We start from the raw sequence: 26,501 nt of genomic DNA, 5'->3' as shown, positions 1-26,501 counted from the left end.
TGCCATGTAAATGCGGGCTTATGTACGTACAGGCTTTCGGGCTCAGGTTTCCAACAGGCGAAGGTAATCACCGGTAGCGACACCCAAGCGGCTCGCTTCCTGCTCGTTAAGCACGATAGTGTTGTCGTCGGCGGGCGCGCGACCTATCCAGCTGGCAGTAAAGTTCAGCATATGGGTGGTAGCCGCCAGCCAGCGGCTGACGCTCTCTTCACGGGCAGCGGCAGACACCTCAACCTGGCATAGCCTTGAATTACGGATAGCGCGCACATCATCGATGTAAGCTTCCACCGTGGGGCCACCGTCGAAAATGTCGATATAGCCTTCCCAGCGCAATCCCTCTTTCTTCAACATTTCCAGTGCTGGGCGGGTGTGGCGATGTACCTGGCCAATGCAAGCGCGCGCCTCTTCGGCCATAAAGGTGGTGTAGATCGGGAACTTGGGCATCAACTCACCGATAAAGCTCTTCTGCCCCAAGCCGGTGAGTCGGTCCGCTTCGCTGAAATCCATGGGGAAGAAGTGTTTGCCCAGGCTCTCCCAGAAAGGGCTGGTGTTGTTCTCATCGAACACACCGCGCATTTCCGCCAACACTTTATTGGGGAATCGGTCACGAAACTGGGCGATAAACAACCAGCGCGCTTTGGAAAGCAGCGCGCCGTTGCGTAAGTGGCGATTGGCTTCACCACGATACTCCGGACGCAGGAACAGCGAGCACACCTCAGCATCGCCGGTGTGGTCGGAGCTTAAAAACAGCGTGTCGATGGTGCGGTGAAGATCCAATTGAATGGATGAGTGCGCCAAAGTACCCAGCCGATAGTTGTAAAACGGCACTTCGCGCCCTACCTGGCCTTCAATGGCACAACAGCCAGCAAGTTCGCCGCTCTCTTCATCTTCAAGAACAAAAAAGTAGAGCCGGTCATCCACCGGGGTGCGCTCTTCAAAGGCACTGGCGGCGGCTTCTATCTTGCCGGCCAGAAACTCGCGGTTATCCGGCAGCGAGGTAAACCCTACCCCGGCCTGCTGCGCAAGCGCCTGCAGCCCATCCAGGTCATTGCGGGCAATGGGTCGAATGCGCATTACATTTCTCCTTCATCGAGCGCGTCCACCGCGGCGGGTAAGGTAAGCGGTGCGGCCAGCACGGCTCGCCCTTCCGAAACGCCCAGCCGCTCGGCGTGCTCCGCCGACAGCATCAACTGGCCCGTGGGCGACAACGCATAACGCGCGACGATACAGCGGAAATCACCCAGCTTCTGGTTGGCAATCATCGCCGGTTCGGCATCTGGCAAAGCGTGTTCGGGACGTATGCGCACCGGGTGCCAGGCGGCTCGACGAAAGGTTTCCAGCCGCTCACGCTCGGCTTTGACAATCGGCCCAGCGTCGAAAATATCCACATGGCGCGAACGCACAAACCCCTCTGCCAGCATCTCTTCCAGCGCCTCTTCATGGGCGGGGTGTTCACGACCAATGGCGGCCCTCGCCTGGGGCGTCAACAGCGGCAGGTAGAGCGGGAATTGGGGCATCACTTCGGCGATGAAACTTTTCGAGCGCACCCCCGCAACGTGGTTGATGTCCTGGAAGCTGCGGGCAAAGAAGTGCCTGCCGACGCTTTCCCAAAACGGCGATTCACCGCGAGTATCCAGGTAGCCGGGGAACGCGACCGCCAGGATGCGCGAAAAGCGCTCTGGATATTGGGCAATAAACATCAACCGCGCCCGACGCAGCAGATTCTCGGCACTGGTGCCCTTATAGCGGGGATTCAGCGAAAAAGCGCACAGCAGGGTAGCATCGGAGACTTCGTGGGAAAGCGCCAGTGTCTGAACTTCACGACGCACATTCAACTGCTGCGAGGCGTGAATCAGCGTTTCCTGACGATAGGTGTAGTAAGCCTCATTGGCGCCTGCCTGGGCACGGATAGTGGCCGTTCCCAACACTTCCTCACGACTATCGTCAGCGAGCACAAAGGTATAGTGCTCGTTTTCTGGAAACTCGACCTCGCCATTGAAAGCCTCCTGGGAGCGCGCGATGCGCTCCTGAAGCCGCTCGCGATTGGCAGGCAAGTTGGTCAACCTGGGCACTGCATGCTCAGCCAACTGTTCGAGCGCCGGGAGATCCGACGCTTTAACGGGTCGCACTACCAGCATCTTCGACGCCCCCTCTGTTAACCCAGTAGGCTGCTCACTCATGCTGAGGCAACTAGCCGCTCAATGGCACGCTCTAGCCGAACCATGCCTTCGGCGATATCCGCCTCGGGAATCACCAGCGAAGGTGCCATGCGCAGTACATTGGGTCCTGCAATCAGGGCCATCAAGCCCTCTTCGATGGCCAGCGGCAGAATGTCCTTGGCGCGGCCTTCATAGGCATCCGACATCTGGGCACCTATGAGCAGGCCCATACCCCGGATCTCCTTGAACACCCCGTGCTTGCGGTTGATGGTTTCCAGGTGTTCGCGGAACAGATCGTGACGCTTTTTCACGCCTTCCAGCACTTCAGGGGTATCGATAAACTCGACGGCTGCCAGCGCCACGGCAGAGGCAAGCGCATTGCCGCCGTAGGTGGAGCCGTGAGTACCAATGACCAGCGACTTGGCGACGTCATCGGTGGCCAGCATGGCGCCAATGGGGAAACCACCGCCCAGCGACTTGGCGCTGGTCAGGATATCCGGGGTGATGCCGTAGTTCTTGTAAGCGTAGAGCTCACCGCTGCGACCCACGCCGGTTTGCACCTCGTCAAAAATCAACAGCGCGTTATGTTCGTCACACAGATCGCGCAAGCCCTGGAGAAATGCTGGTGTTGCGGGCACGATGCCGCCCTCGCCCTGCATGGGCTCGACCATGATCGCGCAGGTGTCGTCGCCCATCAGCGCACGAACGCTTTCCAGGTCGTTGTAGTTGGCGTGATGAATGCCGCCCGGCACCGGGCCAAAGCCCTGGGAATACTTGGGCTGGCCGCCCACGCTCACGGTGAAGAAGGTGCGGCCGTGAAAAGATTGATAAAACGAGATGATCTTGTCTTTCTGTTCGCCATGGTTATCGACGGCCCAGCGACGTGCCAGCTTCAGCGCGGCCTCGTTGGCTTCACCGCCTGAAGAGCATAGAAACACTTTATCAGCGAATGTACGCTCGACCAGCGTTTTGGCCAGGTTCAATGCGGGCTCGTTGGTAAACACGTTAGAGAGGTGCCAGAGCTTTTCGCCCTGCTCTTTCAGCGCATTGACCAGCACCGGGTGACAGTGACCCAGGGAGTTGACGGCGATGCCCCCAGCGAAATCGATATATTCCCGCCCCTGCTGATCCCACAAGCGGCTACCTTCACCGCGCACGGGTATGACCTGCTGCGGAGAGTAGTTGGGCGTCATGTAGTGGTCGTAATCTTGACGGCTTGGGGTATGACTCATGGCGCGTTATCTCCGGTGGAGGAAAGGAATGAAAACAGTATAAGGGGCCAACGCGGTTAACCGCTTTCAGCAATGGGACGGCAAATTATGAATAGCGACGCCCATTGAGTCGCGTTAACGCCTTGAAGAACGCTATAAGACCCCCATACTTATTGGCAAGCGATAAAGTCATGCTTGGATAGCGAGGTATCGCGACGTACTGACACTCAGGAAGAGAGGAGTACACCCTATGCAGATTGATCTAAGCGGTAAGCACGCCATCATTACCGGCTCGACGGCGGGTATCGGCTTTGCGATTGCCCAAGGGCTTGCCAACGCTGGCGCCAAAGTTGTCGTCACAGGCCGTTCGCAGGCACGTGTGGATGAGGCAATAGCCAGCATTAAACAGGATGCCCCAAATGCTCAGGTAGAAGGCGTGGCCGCCGATCTCGGCACCGCTGAAGGTTGCAAAATGCTGATCGAGCAGCAACCCAGCACGGATATCCTGATCAATAATGTGGGAATTTTCGGCCCCCAGGACTTCTTCGAGGTTGATGACGCGACCTGGCAACAATTTTTCGACATCAATATCATGAGTGCCGTGCGCCTTTCTCGCCATTATGCCCAGGGCATGCGCGACCGCGACTGGGGCCGCATCCAGTTTATCTCTAGTGAATCGGGCATTAACATCCCCACCGAGATGGTGCATTACGGCATGACCAAATCGGCGCTGTTATCGGTTTCGCGCGGGCTGGCCAAAGTGCTCAGCGGCACGCAGGTAACTGTCAACGCTATCTTGCCTGGGCCAACGCGCTCTGAAGGCGTGCTCACGATGATTGGTGAAATGGCAGAGAAAGAAGGCATTTCTCAGCAGGAAATGGAGGCACGCTTTGTTAAAGAGAACCGCCCGACTTCTATCATCCAACGCTTAGCAACACCTGAAGAAGTGGCCAGCATGAGCGTCTATGCCGCGTCGCCTCAAGCCAGCGCGACAACGGGTGCAGCGCTGCGCGTGGAAGGCGGCATTGTCGATACGTTAACCTGAGCCCTCTAACCTTATCTTTCTAACCCAGGCGCTCTTCTCTGGGCGTCATGCCAAAATGATTTCGGTAGGCGGTGGAAAAATGCGCACCGGAGGAAAAACCGGTAGCGAAAGCGATATCGCCTACCGGCCGGTCACTTTCACGCAGTTGTTTGCGCGCTTCCTGTAAGCGTAAATCCAGATAGTACCGGCTTGGCACCGCCTGCAGATACTTCTTAAACAGTCGCTCCAGCTGGCGCCGGGAAATCCCCAGGTGCTCGGCCAGCTCAAGGGTCGAGAGCGGCTCCTCGATATTGGCTTCCATCAGCGTGACGGCATCTATCAGGCTTTTGGGCGCATGGCCCAGGCGGGTGCGTAGTGGCACATGCTGGCGCTCGTCCGCCAGCCGAATGCGATCACACACAAACTGTTCCGAGACCTGCTCTGCCAAGCGTGCGCCGTGGTGCTGACCTATCAGCGTCAGCATCAGATCCATCGCCGCCGTGCCGCCGGCGCAGGTCAGTCGGTCGCGGTCAATTTCGAACAGCTGCTGGGAAAGGGTGACTTGCGGGTAGGCTTGCGCAAACGCCTCAAAGCGCTGCCATGGCAGCGTGGCACGATAGCCTTCCAGCAACCCACAACGCGCCAGCACTTCCGTCCCCCCGGCCAAACCGCCCAGCGCCACGCCGCGCCCCTGGTGGCCGCGCAACCACTCGTTAAGCTTTGCTGGCAACGTATAGGGAAGCGGCGTAGGCGCGCATATTAGTAATAGATCGAGCGGCCCCAGCGCTGTACTTAATTCATGCTGCGCAATCAGGGAAAGCTGCGCACCGCTGCGTACCGGTTCATCGCTAAGGCTTAACGTAACGGTGTGATAAAGCATCTGCCCGCTCAACTGGTTCGCCATTTGCAGCGGCTCCAGCGCGCTGGCGTGGGTCAACAGCGAGAATCCCGGCAGTAGCATAAACGCGACCCGCCGACGGGCTATCGCTGCTTTTGATGCTAAGTGATTGGACTGCATAATTATTGAAGAAACTGCATGAGAACCGCCAACGACTTGGATAAATAACCATCTTACCCAATTGCGCAAATGAAGGCAGCGCTTGTTACTCATACATAAAAAAAGATGTCGCCGCGTTAATAGCGTTAGCGCAGCTACCAAAAAGGGCAAGGCGTATCCGCCTTGCCCTCTTCATTAGTCACTAACGATTGACTGTATCAAACAGCACCTCTGTTAGTGTTGCTGCGTTACTGTTGCTGCGCCTCAGATAGCGTCATGTTGCCATCCACTTCGCTGTACTCATCTTCTTGGTAATTATTCGATGAAGCTTCAATTTCATCTTCGCCATAGTTTGTGTTGACAACGAGCTGATCATTTTCAAGCTGCATGTCATTGATAGGCAGCGCAATGTCCGTTGCGCCAAAGCCCCAAATACCACCTACCGAAACAATAGCAAACAAATCGCCAGACTCATCGTGCTTTGCAATATGTTGTACTCCACCGATCTCTTCATCTTCCTGATTCATCACTGTCATCCCTTCCAGGTCGCTGACCTGACGTGACATCAGTGAGTTGGACTGGTCATTTTGATCGGCCTGATCATTTTGATCATTTTGATCAGTTTGGTCACTCTGCTGATCATTCTGCTGGCGCTCTTGCTCGTCTTCATTGACATTAACCTGGGCGTCTTCCGCTTGCTCAATCGTCACCTCAGGCTCGCCAGTTTGCTCAACGGTGACATTAGGTTCGGCTTCTTCCACGGTCACATTGGGCTCAGGTTGCTCAATAGTGACTTTAGGTTGAGACTGCTCCACCGTGATATCAGGTTTCTCTTGCTCTACTTCTACTTCAGCAGGCTTTTGTTTAACGTTGATGTCCCTAGTTTCGTCGTTGCTACCCTGCCCTTGTGCATTTGTGTCTTGTTGCTGGATCGTTTGATTGCTTCGATCAGTGTCATTCTCGTTCTCTTCCTGAGCAAGAACGCCAGCTGATAAGCCTGCGCAAACCGCACCGATGGCAATTGCTAATGCTGTCCGTTTCATACAATCTCTCCTTGTGTTGGTTTACACTTAAGAAGCTAGTACACCGAAGTGTACTAAATCAAAGCCAAAACGAATTTCTTATAAAAGATTAATAAACATTAACCACTTGCCAACTACATCTATTATTTATGTAGACAAAGTATTCACTACCACTTTTACTATTTAGCCCTTAGCTAATAGAGCGCTAAAAAACACTGTGCAGCTATTTACATACTGAATATTACACCGAGACTGGCTAGCTGATTAATAATACAACTACCCAGGAAAACGCTTACCCGCCTGTTCATCCGACGCATCATAATCCTGAGTATCATCAGGGTCGGAGCCAAACTCCTCGGCTGTTTTGGCTTCAAAACGCCGTGCAGCGTCAATGGCTTGAGGTTCAGTTTCATGTTGAGAGATTTCCTGAGGCTCACTAGGCTCAGTTACATCTATCACTCGCCAACCCGAAATAATAAGCTTATTGTCTCGCTTGTTACTGATAGGCTCCACGCGTGCTACTCGTGTCATATATCCTCCTGCTTGAAAGGTATTAACTTTTTATAACCTCTTCCTTTCTTAGCAGAGCTTTCGCCCTCTGACGAATTTATAGGCGAAATTTAACAACGGTTGAACGTAATAAGCCTTCTTCTAAATATTAAGCGCCCTTTCCAAAACAAAATTGCCGGGCGCTCGGCCCGGCAATACGTCAGCGTGGTGACTGGCTAGTTACCCCGATTAATAATGCCTAGCACAATAATGCTCACTACGATCACACCAAGAATGATAATCACCAGCGGGAGTAACTTATACATCCCGCTGGGGCGCTTCTTGGCTTCAGGCTGAAGATGTGGCTTGGAAGCTTCAAAATCCTCAGGCACCCGCTCACCAATGATGTGCTCTTTCTGTTCTTCCGGGGTTTTGCTTTCCTTAGTATCCATAAACACCTCCCGCGTTCCGGTCGAATAGGCGTCGCTAACGCCTAGGTGAATGACTTACAGATTGACGACATCGAACGTAACCTCTGGATTGACGTCAGCATCGTAATCTACGTCGTCACGCTCGAAACCAAACAGCTTCAAGAATTCGTGCTTATAACCAGCATAGTCGGTAATGTCGAACAAGTTCTCGGTGGTCACCTCTGGCCATAGATCCTGACAAGCTTGTTGAACGTCGTCACGCAGCTCCCAATCATCCAAACGCAGACGCCCAGCTTCATCCGTCACGAGTTCGCCCCGCTGTCCTTGAGATGAGTAGAGGTGCTCACCGAATAGGCGGTTCAATTGATCAATAGTGCCTTCGTGCAGCCCCTGCTCTTTCATGATGCGATAGACCATGGCGATATACAGCGGCATCACCGGAATCGCCGCACTCGCCTGGGTAACGACTGATTTCAGTACAGCAACGTTGGCGCCACCGCCGCTCGCTTTTAATTTGCTGTCGATCGCCGCGGCAGCGCGATCCAGGTCTTCCTTGGCTTTACCTAACGCGCCATGCCAGTAAATCGGCCAGGTGATTTCGGTACCGATATAGCTAAACGCCACGCTGCGCGCGCCTTTCGCCAACACACCGGCTTGGTCAAGGGCATCCATCCACAGTTCCCAATCTTCGCCACCCATGACGGTAATGGTATCGTCGATCTCTTGCTGGGTAGCAGGCTCTACTTCCGCTTCGATGATGGCGTCTTTATTAGTGTCGATGGCTGTGGCACGGTAGGTTTCTCCAATCGGCTTCAGGCTGGAACGCTTCAGCTCGCCGCTGTCTGGCAGCTTACGCACGGGCGATGCTAGCGAGTAAACCACCAGATCAATCTCGCCCATGTCCTGCTTGATTAGCTCAATGGCCTTTTCCCGCGCTTCATGGGAGAACGCATCGCCATTGATCGACTTGCTGTAAAGCCCTTCCTGCTTGGCAAACTTATCGAAAGCCGCGCTGTTGTACCAACCGGCAGTACCCGGCTTTTTATCGGTGGCGGGCTTTTCAAAGAAGACGCCTAGCGTATCGGCCCCATAGCCAAACGCCGCGGTAATACGGGCGGCCAAGCCATAGCCACTCGAAGCCCCTATCACCAATACTTTTTTCGGGCCAGCCTGCTTATCCAAACCGCGGGCGCGGGTTGCTTCAATCTGCTCGCGAACATTCTGCTCACAGCCAATGGGGTGAGTGGTGGTACAAATAAAGCCGCGCACTTTGGGTTTAATAATCACATTGAACCTCGTTATAGGATTGATTTGGTTACCAACGTCGCCCTGCCAAGGCAACTTTTTGACTCAGTGGGGCTATTCTAGCTGTCTCCGTGCCGTGTGTCCGCTCTTGAGCTAATGTGTAGCCGTGCGCTATTGTCCGCCCTTGAGCTAGGGGCGCTTTCACGTCACGATAGTTGCCTAAGCACCGACTTTTCCAATGAGGCGACCATGAATGCACAGCAGCTAGTAGATGAACGTGGTGACCTTTGGCTAGCGCTAGCCCCGCTGTGGCTTGATCGTGAACCCAGCGAACGCGATTACGCCCATATGGTAGAGGTCGTGCAGCGCTACGATATGACCCTCAATGAACTTGAGTGGATGTTTCGCTTGGAAATGGCCCCGGTGATGTCTCGCCACCAACTTTCAATCGCTAGCGAGTGGCGACAATTTGATGATTATAAGCTGATGAAGCAGTTGGTTAATCACAACATGCGCTTGAAGGGCTGGCGACGCAAAAGCTGGGCGCTGTTTTCGGGATTGACCACGATGATGGTTCGCCACCGCTGGAATGCGCTAATGAACCGCGTCGCTGTCGGGCGGGGAGAACAGATTTAGGCTGACTTTTTCAGGCAGTCTCACTCTTGTTTTACAGATTAGCGTTATGGATAGGCTTGATCCAGCGCTTGCTCTAATGCCAGACGCAGCGGGCTCCCATGGTCGCGGGGCCCAAAGCGCGCTATCACTTTGCCATCGCGGCCTATTAAGAATTTGGTGAAATTCCACTTAATCAATTGGGTCCCCATCACACCGGGCGCTTCCCGTTTAAGCCAGCAAAACAGAGGATGGGCCTGGCTGCCATTGACGCTAACCTTTTCCATCAGTGGAAAGCTCACCCCAAATTTCTGTTCCCCAAACTGGCAAAAGGCTTGCGCGCTCTCGGGTGACTGGCGGCCAAATTGGTTGCAGGGGAAACCAAGCACGGTAAAGCCACGGTCCCGATAGCGCTGATAAAGTGCTTCCAGCTCGCTTAACTGAGGGGTAAAGCCACATTGGCTGGCAACGTTGACCACCAGCAGTACTTGGCCACGCAGCGCGCGTAGGTTAAACGGCAGCCCTTGGTGGGTATAGCAGTCTTGGTCGTAAATTTGCATCACTCGACCCCACAAAACCTCAAACGGCATAGCTATCACCATGCCACGACTCTACTTTTTACACCAGCGGCCCAGCGACCACTCTTAGCGCCAGCGCGATCAGCAGTACCCCGGTAATGCGGTTAATCCAGTGGGCACGCTGTTGCAGCCAAGGCAAAATGCGTGAGTAGGAAAGCAGCACAGCCACCAACACGTACCAACCACCATCAATAATCATCGCTGTTAGCACTATAATCGCTTTAGCCAGCGCACTCATGTCCGGGGTTACAAACTGACTTAGCAGGGCGACAAAAAATAGGATCAGCTTAGGGTTACCTAACGCGACGAGCACGCCCTCTTTGGCTGCTTGGCCCCGGGTAGTAGTCATCACTGTCGGCTGTAAGGCGCCCGCTTGACCGGCCCGCAGTGCTTTAATTCCCAGCCATGCTAAGTAGGCGGCTCCGCACCAAGTGATCAGTTGAAACAGTAACGGAAAGCCGGCAATTAATGCCCCCAAGCCCCACACGGTCAATAGCGCGTAAAAACCCACACCCAGGGCATGAAATATTGCGGCGGTCACGCCAGCAAAGCGGCCGCCGCCTAGTGTGTGGCGTAGTACCAGTGCCAAACTTGGCCCCGGCGACATAGCGCCCATGGCACAGATCGCGGCAAGTGATAGCCACAGCGTCAATGGCATGTGGTTGTCTCCTTGAGAGGTCGATATCACGATATAAGGCGTAAGCGCCAGTATACGCTAAGCCAAGTAACACTTCGGCCAGCTTCTTAAATAACGCTGTTAGCATGGTACGCTGTTGGGTAAAATTTGCTTTTTCGCTCTTTTTCACTCTTTTGAAGACACCCGCCCCGCTACTCAGTGCGCGGGGCATATAGAAAACTTAAGTCTAGAAAAATTAGGTCTAGAAAACATACATAGGACGGCAACATGGGTAGGGCTTTTCAGAACCGTAAGGAATCCATGGCCAAAACGGCCGATGCAAAGACCAAGGTCTACAGCAAATACGGGCGCGAAATTTACGTTTGCGCTAAAGCTGGTGGTACCGACCCGAACGGTAACTTAGCACTGCGCGGTTTAATGGAGCGTGCCAAGAAAGATCAGGTACCCTCTCACGTCATTGATAAAGCGCTCGACAAAGCCAGCGGTGCCGGTGGGGAAGATTTCTCTGCCGCGCGCTACGAGGGCTTTGGCCCCGGCAATGTGATGGTGATTGTCGACTGTCTAACCGACAACCCCAACCGCACCTTTGGCGATGTACGCGGCTGCTTTACCAAAACCAAGAGCAAAATTGGTACGCCCGGTAGTGTGAGCCATATGTTCGACCACTGCGCTATCTTCTCCTTCGCCGGAAGCGATGAAGACGCCGTACTGGAAGCATTGATGGAAGCCGATGTCGATGTCACCGACATCGAGCAGGAAGGCGAGCGCATTACGGTCTTCGCCCCGCATACCGATTACGCCAAAGCGAAACAGGCGCTACTGGATGCATTCGGTGAAATTGACTTTGAGGTTGACGAGATTCAGTTTCTACCGCAAACCACCACGCCGGTTGAAGGCGATGACGTGGCAATGTTTGAAAAATTCCTAGGCATGCTCAACGAGCTGGACGACGTGCAAAACGTCTATCACAGCGGTGAGCTGCCCGAGGAAAGCGAGAGCTAATCACTACCTCTTGAGGAAGCCGAGCCCACCGCGTTGCGAGTATCCAAGGCCGCATCCGGTGGCAACATCGCTGACTGTACGCCCGCGGCACTCAGCACTTTTTTGCCACGCAAGGTGAGATCGGTAATAAACAAGAATTGCTGGCGAGGGTCCACCGGGTAGGCGCGAATGCGATAGTGGGTACCCCAGGGTTTCTCTTCAGCTACGACAATAATTGGCTTATCGAACTTCAGGTAGGCACTGGTTAGCGCCACATCGCGCAATGCTTTGCGCACCCAGCCTGCTTCGTGCTCCGGGTGAAGATAAAAGCTCGCCACGCACTGCAGGCTGGTACCGCCGTTGTTGGCGTTATAAACGGCGTGATCCCACAGCTTTAAATGCGGCACATAGACCAAGTCATCGTCAGGGGTTTGGATGTCAACGGTGCGCAAGCCAACGTGCTTGACCTCGCCGTAGGTATCTTCAATCTGCACCCAGTCACCGGGCCGATAAGGCAGCTCTACCGCTGAGACAACGCCCGCTATCAGGCTGCTGACGTAATCTTTCATGGCAAAGCCAATGGCTAAGCCCAGCGCCCCCATCACGGTCACCATGTTGCGTAGCGACGGCTCAATAATAGTCGGTACGATGATGGCAAGCGCAGTAATCAATATCAGCAAGCGTGTCATCGGCACCAAGGCGAAAATACGAAAACGCACTTGGCCGTGCATTCGATTGCCGATCCAGTTCAGCCCGCGTTGGCTGACAATAATCAGCACAATGGTTGCTAGCAGCACAACACCTAACGTAATCAGCGTTTGGCTATCGATATCGTTAAACAGTCGCGCGTACTTCTGTTGTTCTTCCATGGAATGCCCTCCGTGGGCCTATCGAGAAGGGCTGCTTAAAGAGGGTCGACCAGATAATTACGCGATTCCAATAACTGACGAACGCTCGCGTAGCTTAGCGGTGTGATCTGCCAGCGCCCTTCGCAACTTGAAATAATGCCTTTGCGTTGCAGGGCTAAACGGGCATTCAGTGCTTCATGGTGTGAGAACGGCAGCACATCTCCTAGAGCGTGGTCATCCAGACCGCCATGAACCAGTAACGCATGCAGTACCAGTGTGGCGATATCCCCGGTGTCGGCGGAAAGCTCCGCCTCGGCGAGGGCATCCACCAGCCATAGGGCCTCTTCATCTTCTGCTTTTGGCTCACGCAGCCGCTCGCGCCAGTAGTGCCAAGCAAGTCCTATATGACCACGGCAGTGAGCCGCTAAGCGCAGGAGCTCTTTATTAGGCGCTTTACCGTTTTGCTCAGATGCTGAATCGGACAATACCTGCTTGCCGGTTCGCGTACTGTAGACCGCTGGAGGCTGCCCCTCATGAGTCGCCATCGCCGCAAAGTAGTGTGACAGCTGCTCACCCTCCATCGATTGCAGGGTAAACACCGGCGCGCCATCAATTCCGATCACCTGCTGAAGATACGCATAGGCCCAGCTGTCACAGCCAATCACGCCCTGTCCCAGACGGCCGCTTAAAGCGCGCTCAAGAAACTCACGAATACCCTGAATCCCTTGGGTATGGCGTAAAAAGTGGCGCTCAAGGGCCGGCACTGCCCACTTTTGTTGATTGACACAGCGCTCTACCCACTCAGTGCCCCCCTTGGTGAGTTCGTTAAGCGTGGGTGGCGATAAACAGGCAACTTGGTGCTCTTCCGCCCACTGTTTAACCACCGATGTATGGCCGCTATGAGGTGGGGTAATAAAAAAGGTGACCGGTGCTTCGCAGCTTTCAAGCTGTTGCGCTAACGCCTTAGCTGCAAACGACCAATCGATGGGTGGCACTAGATGCGCCAGCCGAACCTCAGGTAGCGCGTGTAGCTCGCTCTCTTCTTTCACTTGCTGTTCGGCGGCGTTCTTGCCCACTAGCCATGTTGACACCGAGCGTAATGAACGTCTCCACTGGCTGGCCTGGGTCTGCTCGGGGGTATGAAATTGATCAAGCTCAACGACTTCCCACAAAGGTGTGTCGGCTGATGATGGCTGCTCCCCCATGTACCTATTCCTGTCGCTAGAAATACCAGCACTTTAGCACGGCATTCCTAAAGGCTAACCTCATAACCGAACTTATAGTCTAAAATAAAGTCGTTAAAAGCAGTATTTAACGCTCTTATAGGACGGATGTCGTAGGCAACAGCTAAAGGAGAAAGCGATGAGTGTTGTTCAGGTCAGCGAAGAAGAGCTACACGCCAAATTAGAAAAATGCATTGCTGGTGAGCGGCTATTGATCGAGCATGAAGGTAATCGATTTAGTGCCAGAATTCAGCATGTCGGCTTGTTAGGCGTGAAAGTAATTCCAGAAACTGAAATTAAAAACAGCTACCGTACGCCAGGCGATGTGGAAGGGATTACAGTGCCCTACAAAGAAATACTTGAGCTTGAAGTAAAGGGGGTAGTCTATAGCCTATTGCCGGAATAACGTGAATTTGATCTTGCACGCCCACAAGTTCGGCTAGGCGTGCAAGCTTTCTGGCTATAGCGATTGTAGAAATGACTATGCCAACTGGCTTAAAACGTTAGACAAATCTTACCGAAGTGCTGACCAGACTCCTGGTGGTGAAAGGCGTTAGCGATTTCTGTCAGCGGAAATTCCCGGTCAATCACCGGATGCATATCGAACGTTTCGAGTGCACGGATCATTTCGATCTGTTGGCGACGACTGCCGACGATCAAGCCTTTCAAACTCGCCTGCTTGGCCATTAATTTAGCTGTCGGTATCTCACCCTCACGCCCCGTGAGCACGCCTATCAGGGCGATATGACCACCAATTTTTACTGCTTCAATGGACTGCGGTAGCGTACCAGGGCCGCCCACTTCGACAACATGATCAACGCCTTCACCGTTGGTAAGCTCTTTAACTCGCTTACCCCACTCAGGCGTCTCTTTATAATTGATGGTGTGCTCGGCGCCCATTTCCCGCAGCCGCGCCAGTTTTTCATTCGACGATGAGGTGGCGATCACACGCGCCCCCATCAGGCGGGCAAACTGCAGTGCAAAAATGGAGACCCCTCCGGTGCCCAGCACCAGCACAGTATCACCCGCTTTAATGTCACCATCGACCACTAAGGCCCGCCAAGCGGTTAAGCCCGCGGTCGTTAACGTCGCTGACTCAGCATGGCTGTAACCCTTGGGCTGATGAGTAAACCACTCCACGGGGCGTACAACCTGCTCACGGGCATAGCCGTCTACGCCGTCGCCCGGCGTAGTGCGAAAATCGCCTACTCTAGCCGGGCCTTCCAGCCAATGCGGGAAGAAGGTGGATACCACGTGGTCGCCCACCGCGAATTCGCTGACATCTTCACCGACCGCCTCTACCACTCCGGCCCCATCAGACATGGGAATGCGCAGGTCTTCCGTTGGAATCATTCCGGCGACCACGGCATAGTCGTGGAAATTCAGCGAGCTGGCGTGTAGATGCACTCGGATTTCACCAGGGCCCGGTTCACCAGGCGCGTCCATGTCGACAACGTCCAGCTTGTCCAAACCGCCAGGCTGATTCAGCTTGATCGCTTTCATCGTTACCTCAGTATGTACAGTTCAAATATGTACAGTGATGTATGTATCTACTGTTGGTTGGGGTCGTTGCCATCAATATCAAGCCCCAGGAAGCCACCTGACTGGCGCTGCCAGAGGCTGGCATAAATGCCGTTGTGTGAAAGCAGCTGCTGATGCGTGCCGCTTTCCACCATGCGCCCTTCATCCACCACAATTAACCGATCGAGCATGGCAATGGTCGACAGCCGATGCGCAATGGCAATCACCGTTTTGCCTTCCATCAGCGTATCCAGCTGTTCTTGAATAGCGGCCTCCACTTCCGAGTCCAGCGCCGAGGTGGCCTCATCCAGAACCAGAATCGGGGCATTTTTGAGCAGCACCCGGGCGATCGCAATCCGCTGGCGCTGCCCGCCGGAAAGTTTCACTCCGCGCTCGCCCACATGGGCATCCAGTCCGCGACGCCCTTTCGGGTCGACCAGATCATTGATAAAGGTATCTGCATGGGCGCGGCACACCGCGTTCCAAACGTCGTCATCACTGGCGTGGGGGCTGCCGTAACGGATGTTGTCACGCAGTGAGCGGTGCAGCAGCGAGGTGTCCTGGGTAACCATGCCAATCTGGTGGCGCAAGGAGGTTTGAGTCACCTCGGCAATGTTTTGCCCGTCGATCAATATCTGCCCACCTTGCAAGTCATAAAAACGCAGCAGCAGATTGGCCAGGGTAGATTTACCTGCGCCGGAACGGCCGATCAGGCCGATTTTCTCGCCGGGCTTGATGGTCAGGCTGAGTCCATCAAAGACGTTTTTACTCTCCCCTTTCGCCTGGGCGTATTGAAAGCGCAGCGCGTCAAACACAATTTCGCCATGGGGAACCTGAAGCGCTTTCGCATTGGGCGCATCGCTGATCGTTGGCTTCTGAGCGATGGTGTTCATGCCATCTTGAACCGTGCCAATATTTTCAAACAGCCCGGCGACTTCCCACAAAATCCAGTCGGACATAAAGCGGATACGCATGACCAGCGCGATGGCAATCGCCAAAACGCCCAGGGAAATCGCCTCCGTGTACCAGGCGCTGATCGCCATGGCCGCAGTACCCACCAACAGCGCCGTGTTGAGCAGCGTCAATCCCACGCTCATGATCGTTACTAAGCGCATCTGGCGGTGAACGGTGACCATAAAGCCTTCCATCGCGTCTTTGGCGTAGCGCTGCTCGCGCTCGGTATCGGCAAACAGCTTGATGGTTTGGATATTGCTGTAGCTGTCCACCACGCGACCGGTCATCTGGGCACGAGCGTCCGCCTGATCCATGGAGACATCACGCAGACGCGGTACGAAGTAGCGCATGATCGCCAGGTAGCCCACTAGCCATAAGCCCAGCGGAATCAGCAGCAACAGATCCGCCCGGCCCAGCAGGTAGGCCGCGCCAGTGAAATAGACGATGGCATAGACCAATAAATCCATCACCTTGGTGACGGTCTCGCGGATCGCCAGCGCCGTTTGCATCACTTTTTGCGACACCCGCCCGGCAAATTCGTCCTGATAAAATGCCAGGCTCTGGCTCAGCATATGGCGGTGGGATAGCCAGCGGCCGATCATCGGGTAGTTGCCGAAAATACTCTGATGGGTGACCAGTGACTGCATCAGCACCAACAGCGGCAAGCCGATCAGCAGCACTAGCCCCAGGCCAGCAAGCCACAGGCCGTTTTCAGCCCAAAAGCCTGCACGTTCAACGTTGCCCAGCCAATCGACTAGTTGACCCATGTAGCTGAAGAAAACCACTTCAGCTGCCGACACCAGCGCCGTGAACAGCGTCATGAGCAGTAACAGCGGCAGCATCGGACGGGAAAAGTGCACAATAAACGGCATTAAGCCCTTAGGCGGCGTTTTGACCTCGCCTTCTGGGTAAGGGTTAACCCGTGTTTCGAAATAACGAAATAGCGGCTGTAAAACACGCGATAGCATGATGTTTCCTTACGTCACTGGCGTTGGTATTGACGGTCTTTGGGTTCTTTATAATTTAACGTTTGATTGTTCGAGTATCAGGCGGCTGAACGGCGCATAAGCCAGCGCGCCCAGAACGGGGCAATGATCATTAGGGTGACCATTCGCAGTAAGTGGTGGAAGGCAACAAATACCGGATCGATATTTAGCGCTACCGCTAGGATCGCCATTTCACCAATGCCACCGGGTGCCAGCGCCAGTAGCGCCACATCGCGCCCGACGCCCAACAGCTGGTGGATTAGCTCGGCAAACAGTGCCAACACTATCAGCGCTAACAGCGTAGCAACGCCAGACTGCCATAAATAACGCCCAAAAAGCCTGCGCGTCATACCTTGAAAGCGCGACCCAATGGCACTGCCCAAGACCCATAGCATCACGTTCATTCCCCACCCTGGCAGAGCGAGACTAGCAATATCAAAACCGGATAACAGAGCAGCCATCAGCAGGGGTGCCAACAGTGCCGAGCTGGGAATGCGCAGCCAGCGGCCTAGCGGCAACAATAGCGGGATAAGCAGTAGCATCCAACCATGCTCCAAGCCGCTGTGCACAGGCCCTATCCCCTCACCCCCTCCTTGATAGGCCCAAAATAGGGGCGGCAAAAAGAGAATGACTAAAATGATGCGTAGCGACTGGGCAACCGCAATGCGCTGAGGGTCCCCGCCACACTTTTCTCCCAGCAGTATCATCGCTGTCATGGCGCCAGGAGAAGCGCCAAACCAGGCACTGACCGGGTCAAAACCACAGCGGCGATACCAGGCAGCGGCAACGGCGGTGGAAGCGGCGACCCCCAGCAGTAATAGCGCGGCGGAAACAGGCCAGTCCAGTACGCGGTTCGCTAACTGGGGCGTCACTTGGCTACCTAACACCATCCCCATTATTGCTAGAAATACGTTGCGCAGCGGCTCGGGCACTGCGACCCTCACGCCTTTTGAAGAAGCCAGCAGGTTGGCAATCAATGGGCCTAGCATCCAGGCGAGGGGTAAACCGGTCAGTTGAAACAGCGTGCCGCCGATGGCGCCAATGGCTAACGATGTTAATAGCGCTTTTGCACTCCTTGCCGACACTCCCTTTACGCTGCCCCTCACACGCACTCCTCACCTTAGCCATGTTTTCACTGGCAGCCCTGCCAAGAAGCGAGCGGCCAACAACCGTTAACAAGCTAAGGATATCGATTAACGTCAGCTATGGCTATTGACCGGGGCTGTTCTTCCAGGGCTGTTCTTCACGAACTATTGCTCAAGGGCTATCAAGTGCGCTGATTCAATAAGGCTGCGGAATCTCGCCGTCGTCGTCATCGTCGCGCATACGCGCCTGACGTTCAGCCTCTTCCTCTTTGGCATCGTCGATGACTTCCATCAACTCATCGACGTTCGCAATATGAGTGTCGGCATCGAAGTGGCCAGTGAGCTTACTATCCGGGTGTAGTTCACCGGTTTCATACAGCGCCCACATCTCTCTACCATATTCGGTGTTCAGAAGCGCTGGCGCGAACTGGCCGAAGTAATTACGCATGTTATCCACATCGCGATACAGCATTGCCGCTGCGCTGTTGTTGCCTGCCGCGTCAACGGCCTGAGGTAGATCGATAATCACCGGGCCAGAGGCATCGACCAGCACATTAAATTCCGACAAATCGCCGTGAATCAAACCCGCGCAAAGCATTTTAACCACGTCTTGAATGACTTTGGCGTAGTAGGTAACGGCCTGCTCTGAGGTAAGCGTGACTTCATCCAAGCGCGGTGCCACATTCCCCTCGGCATCGCTGATCATCTCCATCAGCAGTACACCGTCGACAAAGCCGTGAGGTTCGGGCACCCGTACACCCGCAGAGGCAAGACGATAAAGCGCATCGACTTCGGCATTGAGCCATGCCTGCTCCTGCTCTTTCTGGCCGTAACGGGTTTTCTTGGCCATTGCCCGTGAACGGCGGCTGTTGCGCTCTTTACGTCCTTCCTGGTACTGAACGGCCTGTTTAAAGCTGCGCTGTTTGGCCTCTTTAAACACCTTGGCACAGCGTACATCTTCACCGCAGCGCACCACGTAGACCTGCGCCTCTTTGCCACTCATTAACTGAACCAGCACCTCGTCGATCATGCCATCATCGACGAGGGGCTGTAATCGCTTAGGGATTTTCATGGTTAGCTGCGTCGGCTCCTCTTTGGTACGCTTTCAATAACGGATACGGCGAACACGGAAAGCCCGCCCTTTTAATTTATCACGCTCGAGTTTGGCCTGAGCCTGCTGAATCACATCGCGCTCAACGGCCACATAAGCACTGCGCGCGAGCACTTTAATTTTACCCACTTGCTCGCCGCGCAAGCCGCCTTCACTGGTCAGCGCACCAAGAATATCGCCGGGGCGCAGTTTATCTTTCTTACCACCGGCTAATTGCAGCGTTGCCATGAGCGGCTCAAACGGCAATGAGTGCTGGGGCTTTGGCAAGCTTTCAGTCGCAATAGGCTGTTCCAGCAACCCTTCCAGTCGCTCTAAGCGGTAGCTTTCTTTAGGGGTCACTAACGTACACGCAATACCGCTGGCACCCGCGCGACCCGTGCGACCTACCCGGTGCACGTGGACATCAAGCTCGCGAGCAATTTGGTAATTGAACACAGCGTCCAGTTGGGCGATATCCAAACCTCGGGCGGCAACGTCAGTGGCCACTAGAATAGAGGCACTCTGATTAGCAAACAGGATGAGTATCCGGTCACGGTCTTTCTGCTCTAAATCGCCATTCAGCGCCACGGCGCTAAACCCGGCATCCGTTAGCTGTTCAGCCACTGCTTGGGTTTCACGTTTGGTGTTGCAGAACACTACACTGGTGGCAGGCCGATAGGTCAGCAGTAGCTGACGCAGGGCGTCAAATCGCGCGTCTTCATCGGCAACGCTATAAAAGTGCTGCTGAATTGTGCTGGCGTCGTGCACTTCGGCGATTTTCACCATTACGGGTTCACGCATCACGCCACGGGTCATCACCGTTAGGCCGCCCGAGGACTCCTCATCGGGGAAGGTCGCGCTGAACAACAGCGTTTGGCGGTCAGTTGGCGTATCGGCAATGATGTCATCAATAGTGGCCTGGAAACCCATATCCAGCATGCGGTCGGCTTCATCCAGCACCAGTATCGAGAGCGAGTCGAGGGTCAACGACCCTTTGCGCAAATGCTCGTCAATACGCCCTGGCGTGCCCACGACAATGTGCGCGCCATGCTCCAAAGAGCCAAGCTGGGGCCCAAACGGCGCGCCCCCGCAAAGGGTTAGTATCTTCACATTCGCCATACCACGAGCCAAACGGCGCAGCTCTTCTGCCACTTGGTCAGCGAGCTCGCGAGTGGGGCACAGAACTAAGCCTTGCACCGCAAAGCTCTCTACTTTCAATTTAGCCAGCAGCGCTAAGCCAAAGGCCGCCGTTTTACCTGAGCCGGTTTTCGCCTGCGCCAGCACATCGCGTCCGGCCAGCATAGGCGGCAGGCTTTCAGCTTGCACTGGCGACATTTCATGGTAGCCAAGGGACGCAAGGTTGCTCAGCAAAGCTTGCGGCAACGCTAACGAGGAGAAAGAGGAGTCAGACACGATATTACCTTGCTTGGGCCACAGGTGGGCGGCCATCAGAAACACAGCGTGCGCCCCCTGGAGGGCAAGTGACGCACAAACGTAACCGCACCATACCAGAAAGTGCTTCGGCCTGCGCCGCCATCACGTTGCCAAAGGTACAAAAGCGGCCTGACTCAGGGTGGCTAGATCCCTAGGCGAGAGCTCGATCTCTAGCCCGCGCCGCCCGGCACTGACATAAATATTGGCAAAAGTTTCTGCGGAGCTATCGATAAACGTCGCCAGACGCCGCTTTTGGCCCAGTGGACTAACGCCGCCCAGCACATAGCCGGTGGTACGCTCCACTTCCGATGGTTCCGCCATCGTTGCTTTCTTGGCCCCTGCAGCCTTGGCGATCTGCTTCAAGCCTAACTGGCAATTTACCGGCACAATGCCCACTGCCAGCTGTTTGCCATCCAGCTTCACAACTAACGTTTTAAATACCTGCTCCACTGCTACGCCCAGCTTCTCCGCTGCTTCCAACCCGAAGGATTGTGCGGAGGCGTCGTGCTCGTACTCATGAAGCTGAAAGGCAAATCCTGCGTGTTTCGCGCTATGAATAGCCGGTGTCATGTCACTCTCTTCGTTAACAGCGTTGATACTCAAGATTTACTGTGGAGGCGCATTTCGCCCTTTAGGTTAATAGCGCGACAGGCAAAAGAAAGTCAACCGATTAGAACAGGTGGAAGGTTTGATTGATGCTTCTGGAAAGCTGCGCCCCAGCTACTATGCTCAATAATGCAGTGTTTAATTGTTAAATGCTTAATAGTGCAGTCGGTAAAAGGAAGCTAACCGAAAGGAGTTCAGCAATGCCAGCAACCTCTAAAGCACAGCAGAAAGCGGCGGGCGCGGCACTTTCCGCCAAGCGCGGCGAAACCAAGCCGAGCGAACTTTATGGTTCGTCTAAAGAGATGTATGACTCGATGAGCGAGAAGGAGTTAGAAGAGTTCGCGAGTACAAAGCGCAAAGGCAAACCGGAAAAGAAACAGGACTAACGATTCTCTTTGCGTACAAAATCGCCAGCTTATCGAAGCTGGCGGTTTTGGTTCTGCTAACGATTACTGCTTGCAAGGCACCACTTTACGTAGGGTGTCTTTCGCCCATAGCGTTTGGTCATCGGGGGTACGGCCATGCTCGTTCCAACGTTCTGTAGTTTCCAGGCAGAACGAACCGGCGCTTTCGACCGTTGCATCCCGATTGGAGGGACGTTCACCGCCAATCCGCATGACATCAGGATTGCTGGAGGTATAGCTTGGAGCAATGGTAGAGCTTGCACAGCCAGCGACCATGACGGTCAGCAGCAGTACGGGTAAACAGCGGCGCAATGGCATGTTTTTACAACCCTCAACGTATCAATATTAGGCCGACACCTATTGTCGGTAGCGCCAAATAGCATTGGTTTAAACAGAACGTCAATATTTTTCGTACATCTTAGCCAGCAACCAGTGTCAGGCTTGTCACCGGGCGCAGATTTAGCCGCTTACAACGCTGCTCTACGCTATCGACAATTTCTTGGGCATCATTGAACTGCTGTTTGTCGAGCTGGATATCCACCATCAGAAAACTGCCCACCTGGGCCAGACGCACATCGTCGGCGCAAACATCAAAATCGGCGACATCTTGCACCACATTCTGGCGCACGCTGCTGCATGAGCCGCCAAACATAAGCTCACGTAATGCCCCTTTCACCATCCTGATCGGCATAGGTAAGAAATAGCCTGCAATGATCAGCACCATCACAGGATCGGCAAAGCGCGCATAGCTGGCCCAGGGCGACTGAGTTAACACCCAAGTAAGCCCAAATCCAAGCATGACAGCGGCACTCAGCCAGGTATCCATCTGCCACTGGCGTAACTCGGCGGCTAACAGCGAGGAGCGCGCGACACGAGCGTAGCGCGCCAGCCACCACCAGGTTAATAAACAGCCCGTTACGTTGACTACGCCAAACATCAGCGCCAAGTCCAGCGTCACCAGACGGCCACCATCAAGCAGGCTCCACAGGGCGGACACTAGCGACACGATACAAACCATAGCGATCACTACGCCTTTGAGCAGCACCGCAAGCGGCTCCACCGTCAGCCGCCCAAAGGGGTAGTGATCATCCGCCGGTTTGCGCGCCTGCTTGAGGGCATACAGCGATAACGATGCCAACACTAAGCTCAATAGCGAATAGCCACTATCAAATAGGATGGTGATTGAACCGCTGGTAAGCCCTAGCGCAAGCCCGGTAAACGCAAACAGGCTAGCTGAAATGGCTGAGAATTTTAGCGCACGGCGCTCGGCAACAAAGGGGGTCACGCGGATAACTCCATAGCATTAGTCAAATTGTGGGCCATAATAGAAGGGAGTGATAACAATCACGAATCGCTCAGCGCCAAGTTAAATGGCGCTCAACGAGTCCAGCGGAACGATTATGCGTGCGGAACAGGTTCAAGCCTTTATTGATGTTACCGAACATGGCTCTTTTGCCGCCGCGGCGCGGCATACCGGTCTCAAGCGGAGCACCCTTAGCGCTGCGGTTAATGCGTTAGAGGACAGCCTGGGAGTGGCGCTATTTGAGCGCTCTGGCAATAGCCTCACCCTCACCGCCGTAGGCGATAGCGTACTGCCCGACTGCTACCGGTTACTCACCAGCGCCAGCCGGATCAAAAAGCACTGCCACCAGCATTTGCAGGGCGTTGAAAGCCAACTCTGCATTGCCCGCGATGACGCTTTGCCTGAAGTTTTTTGGCGTCAGGTGATGCATGACCTAAAACAGCAGTTTCCGCTCACCGCGATTTCGGTTTATTTGGTACCTCCTCAGGAGCATACCCAGTTTGTGCAGCGCCAAACGGTGGATATTGCCTTTGGCCTGTACACCGCTGAAGGCATTGACGCCAACGCCGCCAACCTAGCACCGGTCAGCATGCGTTTAGTGGCCGCGCCTCAACACCCGCTGAGTCGCCTGCCTAGCGTTAACCGCGACGACTTAGCTCAGTACACCCAAGTGTGTTTAACCCACGTGCAGGATGACAAGCTGATCAGTGAAGCACTGTTTTCAGGCAATTATCTTGGGCTAACGATGTTTGAGGTCATTCGCGACGCCGTTATCAACGCAACCGGTTGGGCGCTACTGCCTTACCCGCTGGTTAAAGGTGCCCTGGAGGCGGGCACACTGTGCACGCTTAACCATGACCTTGCGTTAGATAGTCACTACTACCGCTACGTTGAGAGCGACAACCGCGGCGTGGTTGCCACTGCCTTATTGACGAAAGTGGCACACTTCTTAGCCTCCCAGAACTGATACACAGAACTAACACACAGAACTAACACACAGAACCGGCTGACATATCGTTGAAATCTTTTTTGTGGCGAAAAACACCAAAGCCTTCCACGCTATTAAAAATAGCTAAATAAGGAGCCGCCAGGACACGCCACGTGAGGGAGACACAGGCAAGTGTCATCTAGGCGTAATACGCACCTGCCAGTGTCGAAGTTGCCGTCAACCAAGGAGTGATTCCAACGATGGTACGACTCGATAAGAAAGCCACTCGGCTGTATGTGTTGGACACCAATGTCCTCATTCATGACCCCGCCGCGCTTTATCACTTTGATGAGCACGATGTCGTTATCCCCATGACAGTTCTGGAGGAGCTTGATAAGCACAAAAACGGTGTTCGTGAAATCGCTCGCACGGCTCGCCAAATCAGCCGTACGCTCTCTGACCTTACTAGCCAAGTCACCTTTGACGAGATCCAACGCGGCATTTCGATTCCACGCATCAGCGGCGAAACAGGACGCCTGCACTTCTTATGCTATAGCGACTTAAAACTTTTTGACGCCCTAGATGATAGCCCAGACAACCGCATACTGGCGGAGACCTGCCGCCTACGCGAAGAACGCCCCGACGCCTCCGTCATCCTGGTCACCAAGGATATTAACCTCCGTGTAAAAGCCGCTGCATTGAAAGTACCGGTTGAAGATTACCTTAACGACCGAGCTTTCTCCGACAGCGACGCCATGATCGAAGGCGCACAGGTTTACGCCTCAGCAGGCCATGATGGTGCGTCACTCTGGGAAACGTTGAATGTAGATGTGACCGTTGAACGCGTTGGTCACCATACGTTCTATCAGCTCACTGGGAATATGCCCCGCCAATGGCACGTTGGCATGCTGGTCTCGGATAGCGAAAACGGCGCCGAGTTTGAGGCGATCATTCGTGAACTGGGGCCTTCCTCGGCTCGTCTGCAACTGCTGACTAACTACCGCCATCACGCAGGTGTCTGGGGCGTCCACGCTCACGACAGCCGGCAAAATTTCACCTTAAACCTTCTGATGGACCCCGATATTGACCTAGTGACCATTGCGGGTAATGCCGGTACGGGTAAAACCTTTATGACTCTGGCCGCCGCCTTTCAGCAGACGCTGGATGCCAAGCTGTTTGAGCGCATTGTGTTTACCCGCGCGCCGATTCCGATGGGTGAAGATATTGGCTTTCTACCCGGCACCGAAGAGGAGAAGATGTCGCCGTGGATGGGGGCCTTCCACGACAATATGGACAACCTGTTACGCAATGAGGAGGGAGAATCAAGCTGGGACAACGGCGCCACGCGGCAGTTGATTGGCTCGCGGGTACAAATACGCTCACCGAGCTTTATGCGCGGCCGCACCTTAAACGACACTTTTTTAATCATTGATGAGGCACAAAACTTTACTCCCAAACAGCTCAAGTCACTGGTCACCCGGGCGGGGCGCAATACGAAGATTGTCTGTCTGGGCAACGTTGGGCAGATCGATACGCCGTATCTCACGGCTAACACCTGCGGCATGGCAGCGGTAGTTGAGCGCTTTCGTGATTGGCCCCACGCCGGGCACATCACACTGAAAAGCGTTGAACGTTCACGCTTGGCGCTGGCAGCGGAGGAGTTGTTATAAAGTACATCTATTAAAGATGATTCCCCCTCCTGCCTCAGGGGTAGGAGGGGCCTTACCCTGTCCCATGCTCAGCGTCTAACTCTCTGAATCGCCGGTCGACCCCATATCCGGCCGGGGGGCACCAATCGTATCAGCGGCAAACGCTTCACGCTCACCTAGCGGACGCGACTCCCCCGTTGTGGTGTCGTTATAGGTTTGACGCTCCATTTCGCAATTAACTTCCGCACCAAACAGCACCACAAATGCAGACAACCAAAACCAGATCATGAGTGCCACGACGGCACCTAGCGATCCATAAAGCTCGCTGAAAGTTGAGAAATAGCGCACATAGAGCGAAAGTGCGCCGGAACCCAATAGCCACATCACCGTTGCCAGAAGCGTGCCATAGCTTAACCAGCTCCACTGCGCGGACCGTCGATAAGGCGCATAGCGGTAAAGCAGTGCGATCAGCATGCTCATCATGAACAGCAACGCTGGCCAGCGTAGCCATTGAAGGATCTTATCCAACGGCGGATCAATCGCCAGGGAGTTAACCACCACCGGCACGATGGCGATAAAACCCAGCGAAATCAGCGTCATAATAATCAAGCCAAAGGTCAGTGATACCAATACCGTACTGCGGTGTAACAGGCTGCGCTTTTCAGTTTCGCCATACACCACGTTTAGGCCGATCACCAACACCGCCACCCCCTTCGAGGCAATAAACATTGCAATCAACAGTCCGGCGAGGGCACCCAAAAAGTTACCTGACTCCGCACTTTCAACCACCTGCTGAGCCTGTTGATCAATCAATTTAGCGGCATCGGGGGGCATGAAACGACTAATCTCATACAGTTGCTGGCCTGCTTCATAAGGGTCAAACAGCAGACCCCAGAGTGAAATCACCGCGGCGATAGTGGGGAACAATGCCAGCAACGCGTAGAAAGCCACGCCTGCGGCCAACATGGTAATACGGTTTCGGCGAGCGGCTCGTACCACACGCCAGGCAATATCGTGCCAGCCACGCTGCGGGATATCGCCGGGCACCAGAGCGCGCCGACCCCGCGCAAGCTTACCCACAGAG

28 protein-coding genes are annotated in these 26,501 nt (G+C 54.6%); 7 read left to right on the top strand and 21 right to left on the bottom strand.

Translation table 11 applies throughout. From position 1 onward, the window contains the following. Positions 1-42: 42 nt before the first annotated feature. The 3 genes from astA to V8L70_RS00800 are packed head-to-tail and all read right to left on the bottom strand — an operon-like array spanning position 43 to position 3,391. Complete coding sequence (astA, locus tag V8L70_RS00810) at positions 43-1,074, bottom strand: arginine N-succinyltransferase (RefSeq protein WP_008958092.1); 1,032 nt, start codon at positions 1,072-1,074, stop codon at positions 43-45. Then, positions 1,074-2,138 (bottom strand): arginine N-succinyltransferase, encoded by a 1,065-nt coding sequence (locus V8L70_RS00805; RefSeq protein WP_008958093.1) that lies wholly within the window; start codon positions 2,136-2,138, stop codon positions 1,074-1,076. Before V8L70_RS00805 ends, astA begins: the two co-directional genes overlap by 1 nt. Before the next feature lie 38 nt (positions 2,139-2,176). Then, entirely contained in the window at positions 2,177-3,391 is a 1,215-nt protein-coding gene (locus V8L70_RS00800) for an aspartate aminotransferase family protein (RefSeq protein WP_336268501.1), read from the bottom strand. Between the two features lie 229 nt (positions 3,392-3,620). On the opposite strand from V8L70_RS00800, the gene V8L70_RS00795 reads away from it, so the two are divergent. After that, on the top strand, positions 3,621-4,415 hold the full coding sequence (locus V8L70_RS00795; RefSeq protein ID WP_336268500.1) for an SDR family NAD(P)-dependent oxidoreductase: 795 nt from the start codon (positions 3,621-3,623) through the stop codon (positions 4,413-4,415). A 19-nt stretch (positions 4,416-4,434) separates the two neighbouring features. Here V8L70_RS00795 and V8L70_RS00790 read toward each other — a convergent pair whose 3' ends face one another. The 5 genes from V8L70_RS00790 to fabV all read right to left on the bottom strand — a co-directional run bounded on the left by V8L70_RS00790 (position 4,435) and on the right by fabV (position 8,620). Then, the gene (locus V8L70_RS00790; protein ID WP_431313205.1) at positions 4,435-5,412 is read right to left on the bottom strand and encodes a GlxA family transcriptional regulator; all 978 of its coding nucleotides are present in this window, start codon (positions 5,410-5,412) and stop codon (positions 4,435-4,437) included. Positions 5,413-5,639: 227 nt separating this feature from the next. Then, positions 5,640-6,434, bottom strand: a complete 795-nt coding sequence (locus V8L70_RS00785; RefSeq protein ID WP_336268499.1) for a PRC-barrel domain-containing protein — start codon at positions 6,432-6,434, stop codon at positions 5,640-5,642. 255 nt (positions 6,435-6,689) lie between these two features. Continuing rightward, on the bottom strand, positions 6,690-6,944 hold the full coding sequence (locus V8L70_RS00780) for a hypothetical protein (protein WP_336268498.1): 255 nt from the start codon (positions 6,942-6,944) through the stop codon (positions 6,690-6,692). 194 nt (positions 6,945-7,138) lie between these two features. Next, positions 7,139-7,354, bottom strand: a complete 216-nt coding sequence (locus tag V8L70_RS00775) for a hypothetical protein (RefSeq protein WP_336268497.1) — start codon at positions 7,352-7,354, stop codon at positions 7,139-7,141. A gap of 54 nt (positions 7,355-7,408) precedes the next feature. After that, complete coding sequence (gene fabV / locus V8L70_RS00770; protein ID WP_336268496.1) at positions 7,409-8,620, bottom strand: enoyl-ACP reductase FabV; 1,212 nt, start codon at positions 8,618-8,620, stop codon at positions 7,409-7,411. A 207-nt stretch (positions 8,621-8,827) separates the two neighbouring features. Here fabV and V8L70_RS00765 point away from each other — a divergent pair, with 207 nt between their 5' ends. After that, positions 8,828-9,214, top strand: coding sequence for a DUF7079 family protein (locus tag V8L70_RS00765; RefSeq protein WP_336268495.1), 387 nt, complete (start codon positions 8,828-8,830; stop codon positions 9,212-9,214). A gap of 44 nt (positions 9,215-9,258) precedes the next feature. On the opposite strand, the gene V8L70_RS00760 is transcribed toward V8L70_RS00765, so the two are convergent. Then, positions 9,259-9,750 (bottom strand): glutathione peroxidase, encoded by a 492-nt coding sequence (locus V8L70_RS00760; RefSeq protein ID WP_035586876.1) that lies wholly within the window; start codon positions 9,748-9,750, stop codon positions 9,259-9,261. A 58-nt stretch (positions 9,751-9,808) separates the two neighbouring features. Then, positions 9,809-10,426, bottom strand: coding sequence for a LysE family translocator (locus tag V8L70_RS00755; protein ID WP_101147747.1), 618 nt, complete (start codon positions 10,424-10,426; stop codon positions 9,809-9,811). Between the two features lie 246 nt (positions 10,427-10,672). Here V8L70_RS00755 and V8L70_RS00750 point away from each other — a divergent pair, with 246 nt between their 5' ends. Beyond that, positions 10,673-11,407: a YebC/PmpR family DNA-binding transcriptional regulator gene (locus V8L70_RS00750; protein ID WP_008958104.1), complete on the top strand. Its 735-nt coding sequence runs from the start codon at positions 10,673-10,675 to the stop codon at positions 11,405-11,407. On the opposite strand, the gene V8L70_RS00745 is transcribed toward V8L70_RS00750, so the two are convergent. Both V8L70_RS00745 and V8L70_RS00740 read right to left on the bottom strand, forming a co-directional pair. Beyond that, on the bottom strand, positions 11,404-12,255 hold the full coding sequence (locus V8L70_RS00745; RefSeq protein WP_008958105.1) for a mechanosensitive ion channel family protein: 852 nt from the start codon (positions 12,253-12,255) through the stop codon (positions 11,404-11,406). The two genes, V8L70_RS00750 and V8L70_RS00745, sit on opposite strands and share 4 nt — an antisense overlap. 35 nt (positions 12,256-12,290) lie before the next feature. Then, the gene (locus V8L70_RS00740) at positions 12,291-13,439 is read right to left on the bottom strand and encodes a hypothetical protein (RefSeq protein WP_336268494.1); all 1,149 of its coding nucleotides are present in this window, start codon (positions 13,437-13,439) and stop codon (positions 12,291-12,293) included. A 157-nt stretch (positions 13,440-13,596) separates the two neighbouring features. Between V8L70_RS00740 and V8L70_RS00735 the strand changes: the two genes are divergently transcribed. Further along, complete coding sequence (locus V8L70_RS00735; RefSeq protein ID WP_101147745.1) at positions 13,597-13,863, top strand: hypothetical protein; 267 nt, start codon at positions 13,597-13,599, stop codon at positions 13,861-13,863. Positions 13,864-13,952: 89 nt separating this feature from the next. Here the strand turns inward: V8L70_RS00735 and V8L70_RS00730 are convergent, their stop codons facing one another. The 6 genes from V8L70_RS00730 to ybaK form a co-directional block, all read right to left on the bottom strand. Beyond that, positions 13,953-14,960 (bottom strand): zinc-dependent alcohol dehydrogenase family protein, encoded by a 1,008-nt coding sequence (locus V8L70_RS00730; protein ID WP_101147744.1) that lies wholly within the window; start codon positions 14,958-14,960, stop codon positions 13,953-13,955. A 47-nt stretch (positions 14,961-15,007) separates the two neighbouring features. Further along, the gene (locus V8L70_RS00725; protein WP_101147743.1) at positions 15,008-16,900 is read right to left on the bottom strand and encodes an ABC transporter ATP-binding protein; all 1,893 of its coding nucleotides are present in this window, start codon (positions 16,898-16,900) and stop codon (positions 15,008-15,010) included. A gap of 77 nt (positions 16,901-16,977) precedes the next feature. Continuing rightward, entirely contained in the window at positions 16,978-18,003 is a 1,026-nt protein-coding gene (locus V8L70_RS00720; protein WP_101147742.1) for an AbrB family transcriptional regulator, read from the bottom strand. Positions 18,004-18,199: 196 nt separating this feature from the next. Next, entirely contained in the window at positions 18,200-19,075 is an 876-nt protein-coding gene (locus V8L70_RS00715) for a PA4780 family RIO1-like protein kinase (protein WP_101147741.1), read from the bottom strand. 33 nt (positions 19,076-19,108) lie between these two features. Further along, the gene (gene dbpA, locus V8L70_RS00710; RefSeq protein WP_198556145.1) at positions 19,109-20,542 is read right to left on the bottom strand and encodes an ATP-dependent RNA helicase DbpA; all 1,434 of its coding nucleotides are present in this window, start codon (positions 20,540-20,542) and stop codon (positions 19,109-19,111) included. Between the two features lie 87 nt (positions 20,543-20,629). Then, positions 20,630-21,097, bottom strand: coding sequence for a Cys-tRNA(Pro) deacylase (ybaK, locus tag V8L70_RS00705; protein ID WP_101147740.1), 468 nt, complete (start codon positions 21,095-21,097; stop codon positions 20,630-20,632). A 236-nt stretch (positions 21,098-21,333) separates the two neighbouring features. Between ybaK and V8L70_RS00700 the strand changes: the two genes are divergently transcribed. Continuing rightward, positions 21,334-21,519, top strand: a complete 186-nt coding sequence (locus V8L70_RS00700) for a DUF3008 family protein (RefSeq protein WP_101147739.1) — start codon at positions 21,334-21,336, stop codon at positions 21,517-21,519. Positions 21,520-21,582: 63 nt separating this feature from the next. Here the strand turns inward: V8L70_RS00700 and V8L70_RS00695 are convergent, their stop codons facing one another. Beyond that, entirely contained in the window at positions 21,583-21,855 is a 273-nt protein-coding gene (locus V8L70_RS00695) for a hypothetical protein (RefSeq protein ID WP_101147738.1), read from the bottom strand. 100 nt (positions 21,856-21,955) lie between these two features. Further along, complete coding sequence (locus V8L70_RS00690; RefSeq protein WP_101147737.1) at positions 21,956-22,822, bottom strand: cation diffusion facilitator family transporter; 867 nt, start codon at positions 22,820-22,822, stop codon at positions 21,956-21,958. A 115-nt stretch (positions 22,823-22,937) separates the two neighbouring features. On the opposite strand from V8L70_RS00690, the gene V8L70_RS00685 reads away from it, so the two are divergent. Together V8L70_RS00685 and V8L70_RS00680 are read left to right on the top strand one after the other, a co-directional pair. Beyond that, positions 22,938-23,807: a LysR family transcriptional regulator gene (locus V8L70_RS00685; protein WP_101147736.1), complete on the top strand. Its 870-nt coding sequence runs from the start codon at positions 22,938-22,940 to the stop codon at positions 23,805-23,807. A 221-nt stretch (positions 23,808-24,028) separates the two neighbouring features. After that, a complete protein-coding gene (locus tag V8L70_RS00680; RefSeq protein ID WP_101147735.1) occupies positions 24,029-25,438 on the top strand; it encodes a PhoH family protein in 1,410 nt (469 codons plus the stop codon). A gap of 75 nt (positions 25,439-25,513) precedes the next feature. Here V8L70_RS00680 and V8L70_RS00675 read toward each other — a convergent pair whose 3' ends face one another. Next, positions 25,514-26,497: a YihY/virulence factor BrkB family protein gene (locus V8L70_RS00675; RefSeq protein ID WP_336268491.1), complete on the bottom strand. Its 984-nt coding sequence runs from the start codon at positions 26,495-26,497 to the stop codon at positions 25,514-25,516. Between the last annotated feature and the right edge of the window lie 4 nt (positions 26,498-26,501).

The sequence above is a fragment of the Vreelandella arctica genome (assembly GCF_037070215.1).
GTDB classification, from domain to species: domain Bacteria; phylum Pseudomonadota; class Gammaproteobacteria; order Pseudomonadales; family Halomonadaceae; genus Vreelandella; species Vreelandella arctica.
Note: the sequence above shows the minus strand (reverse complement) of the source record. Positions and strands in the feature narration are given on the sequence as shown.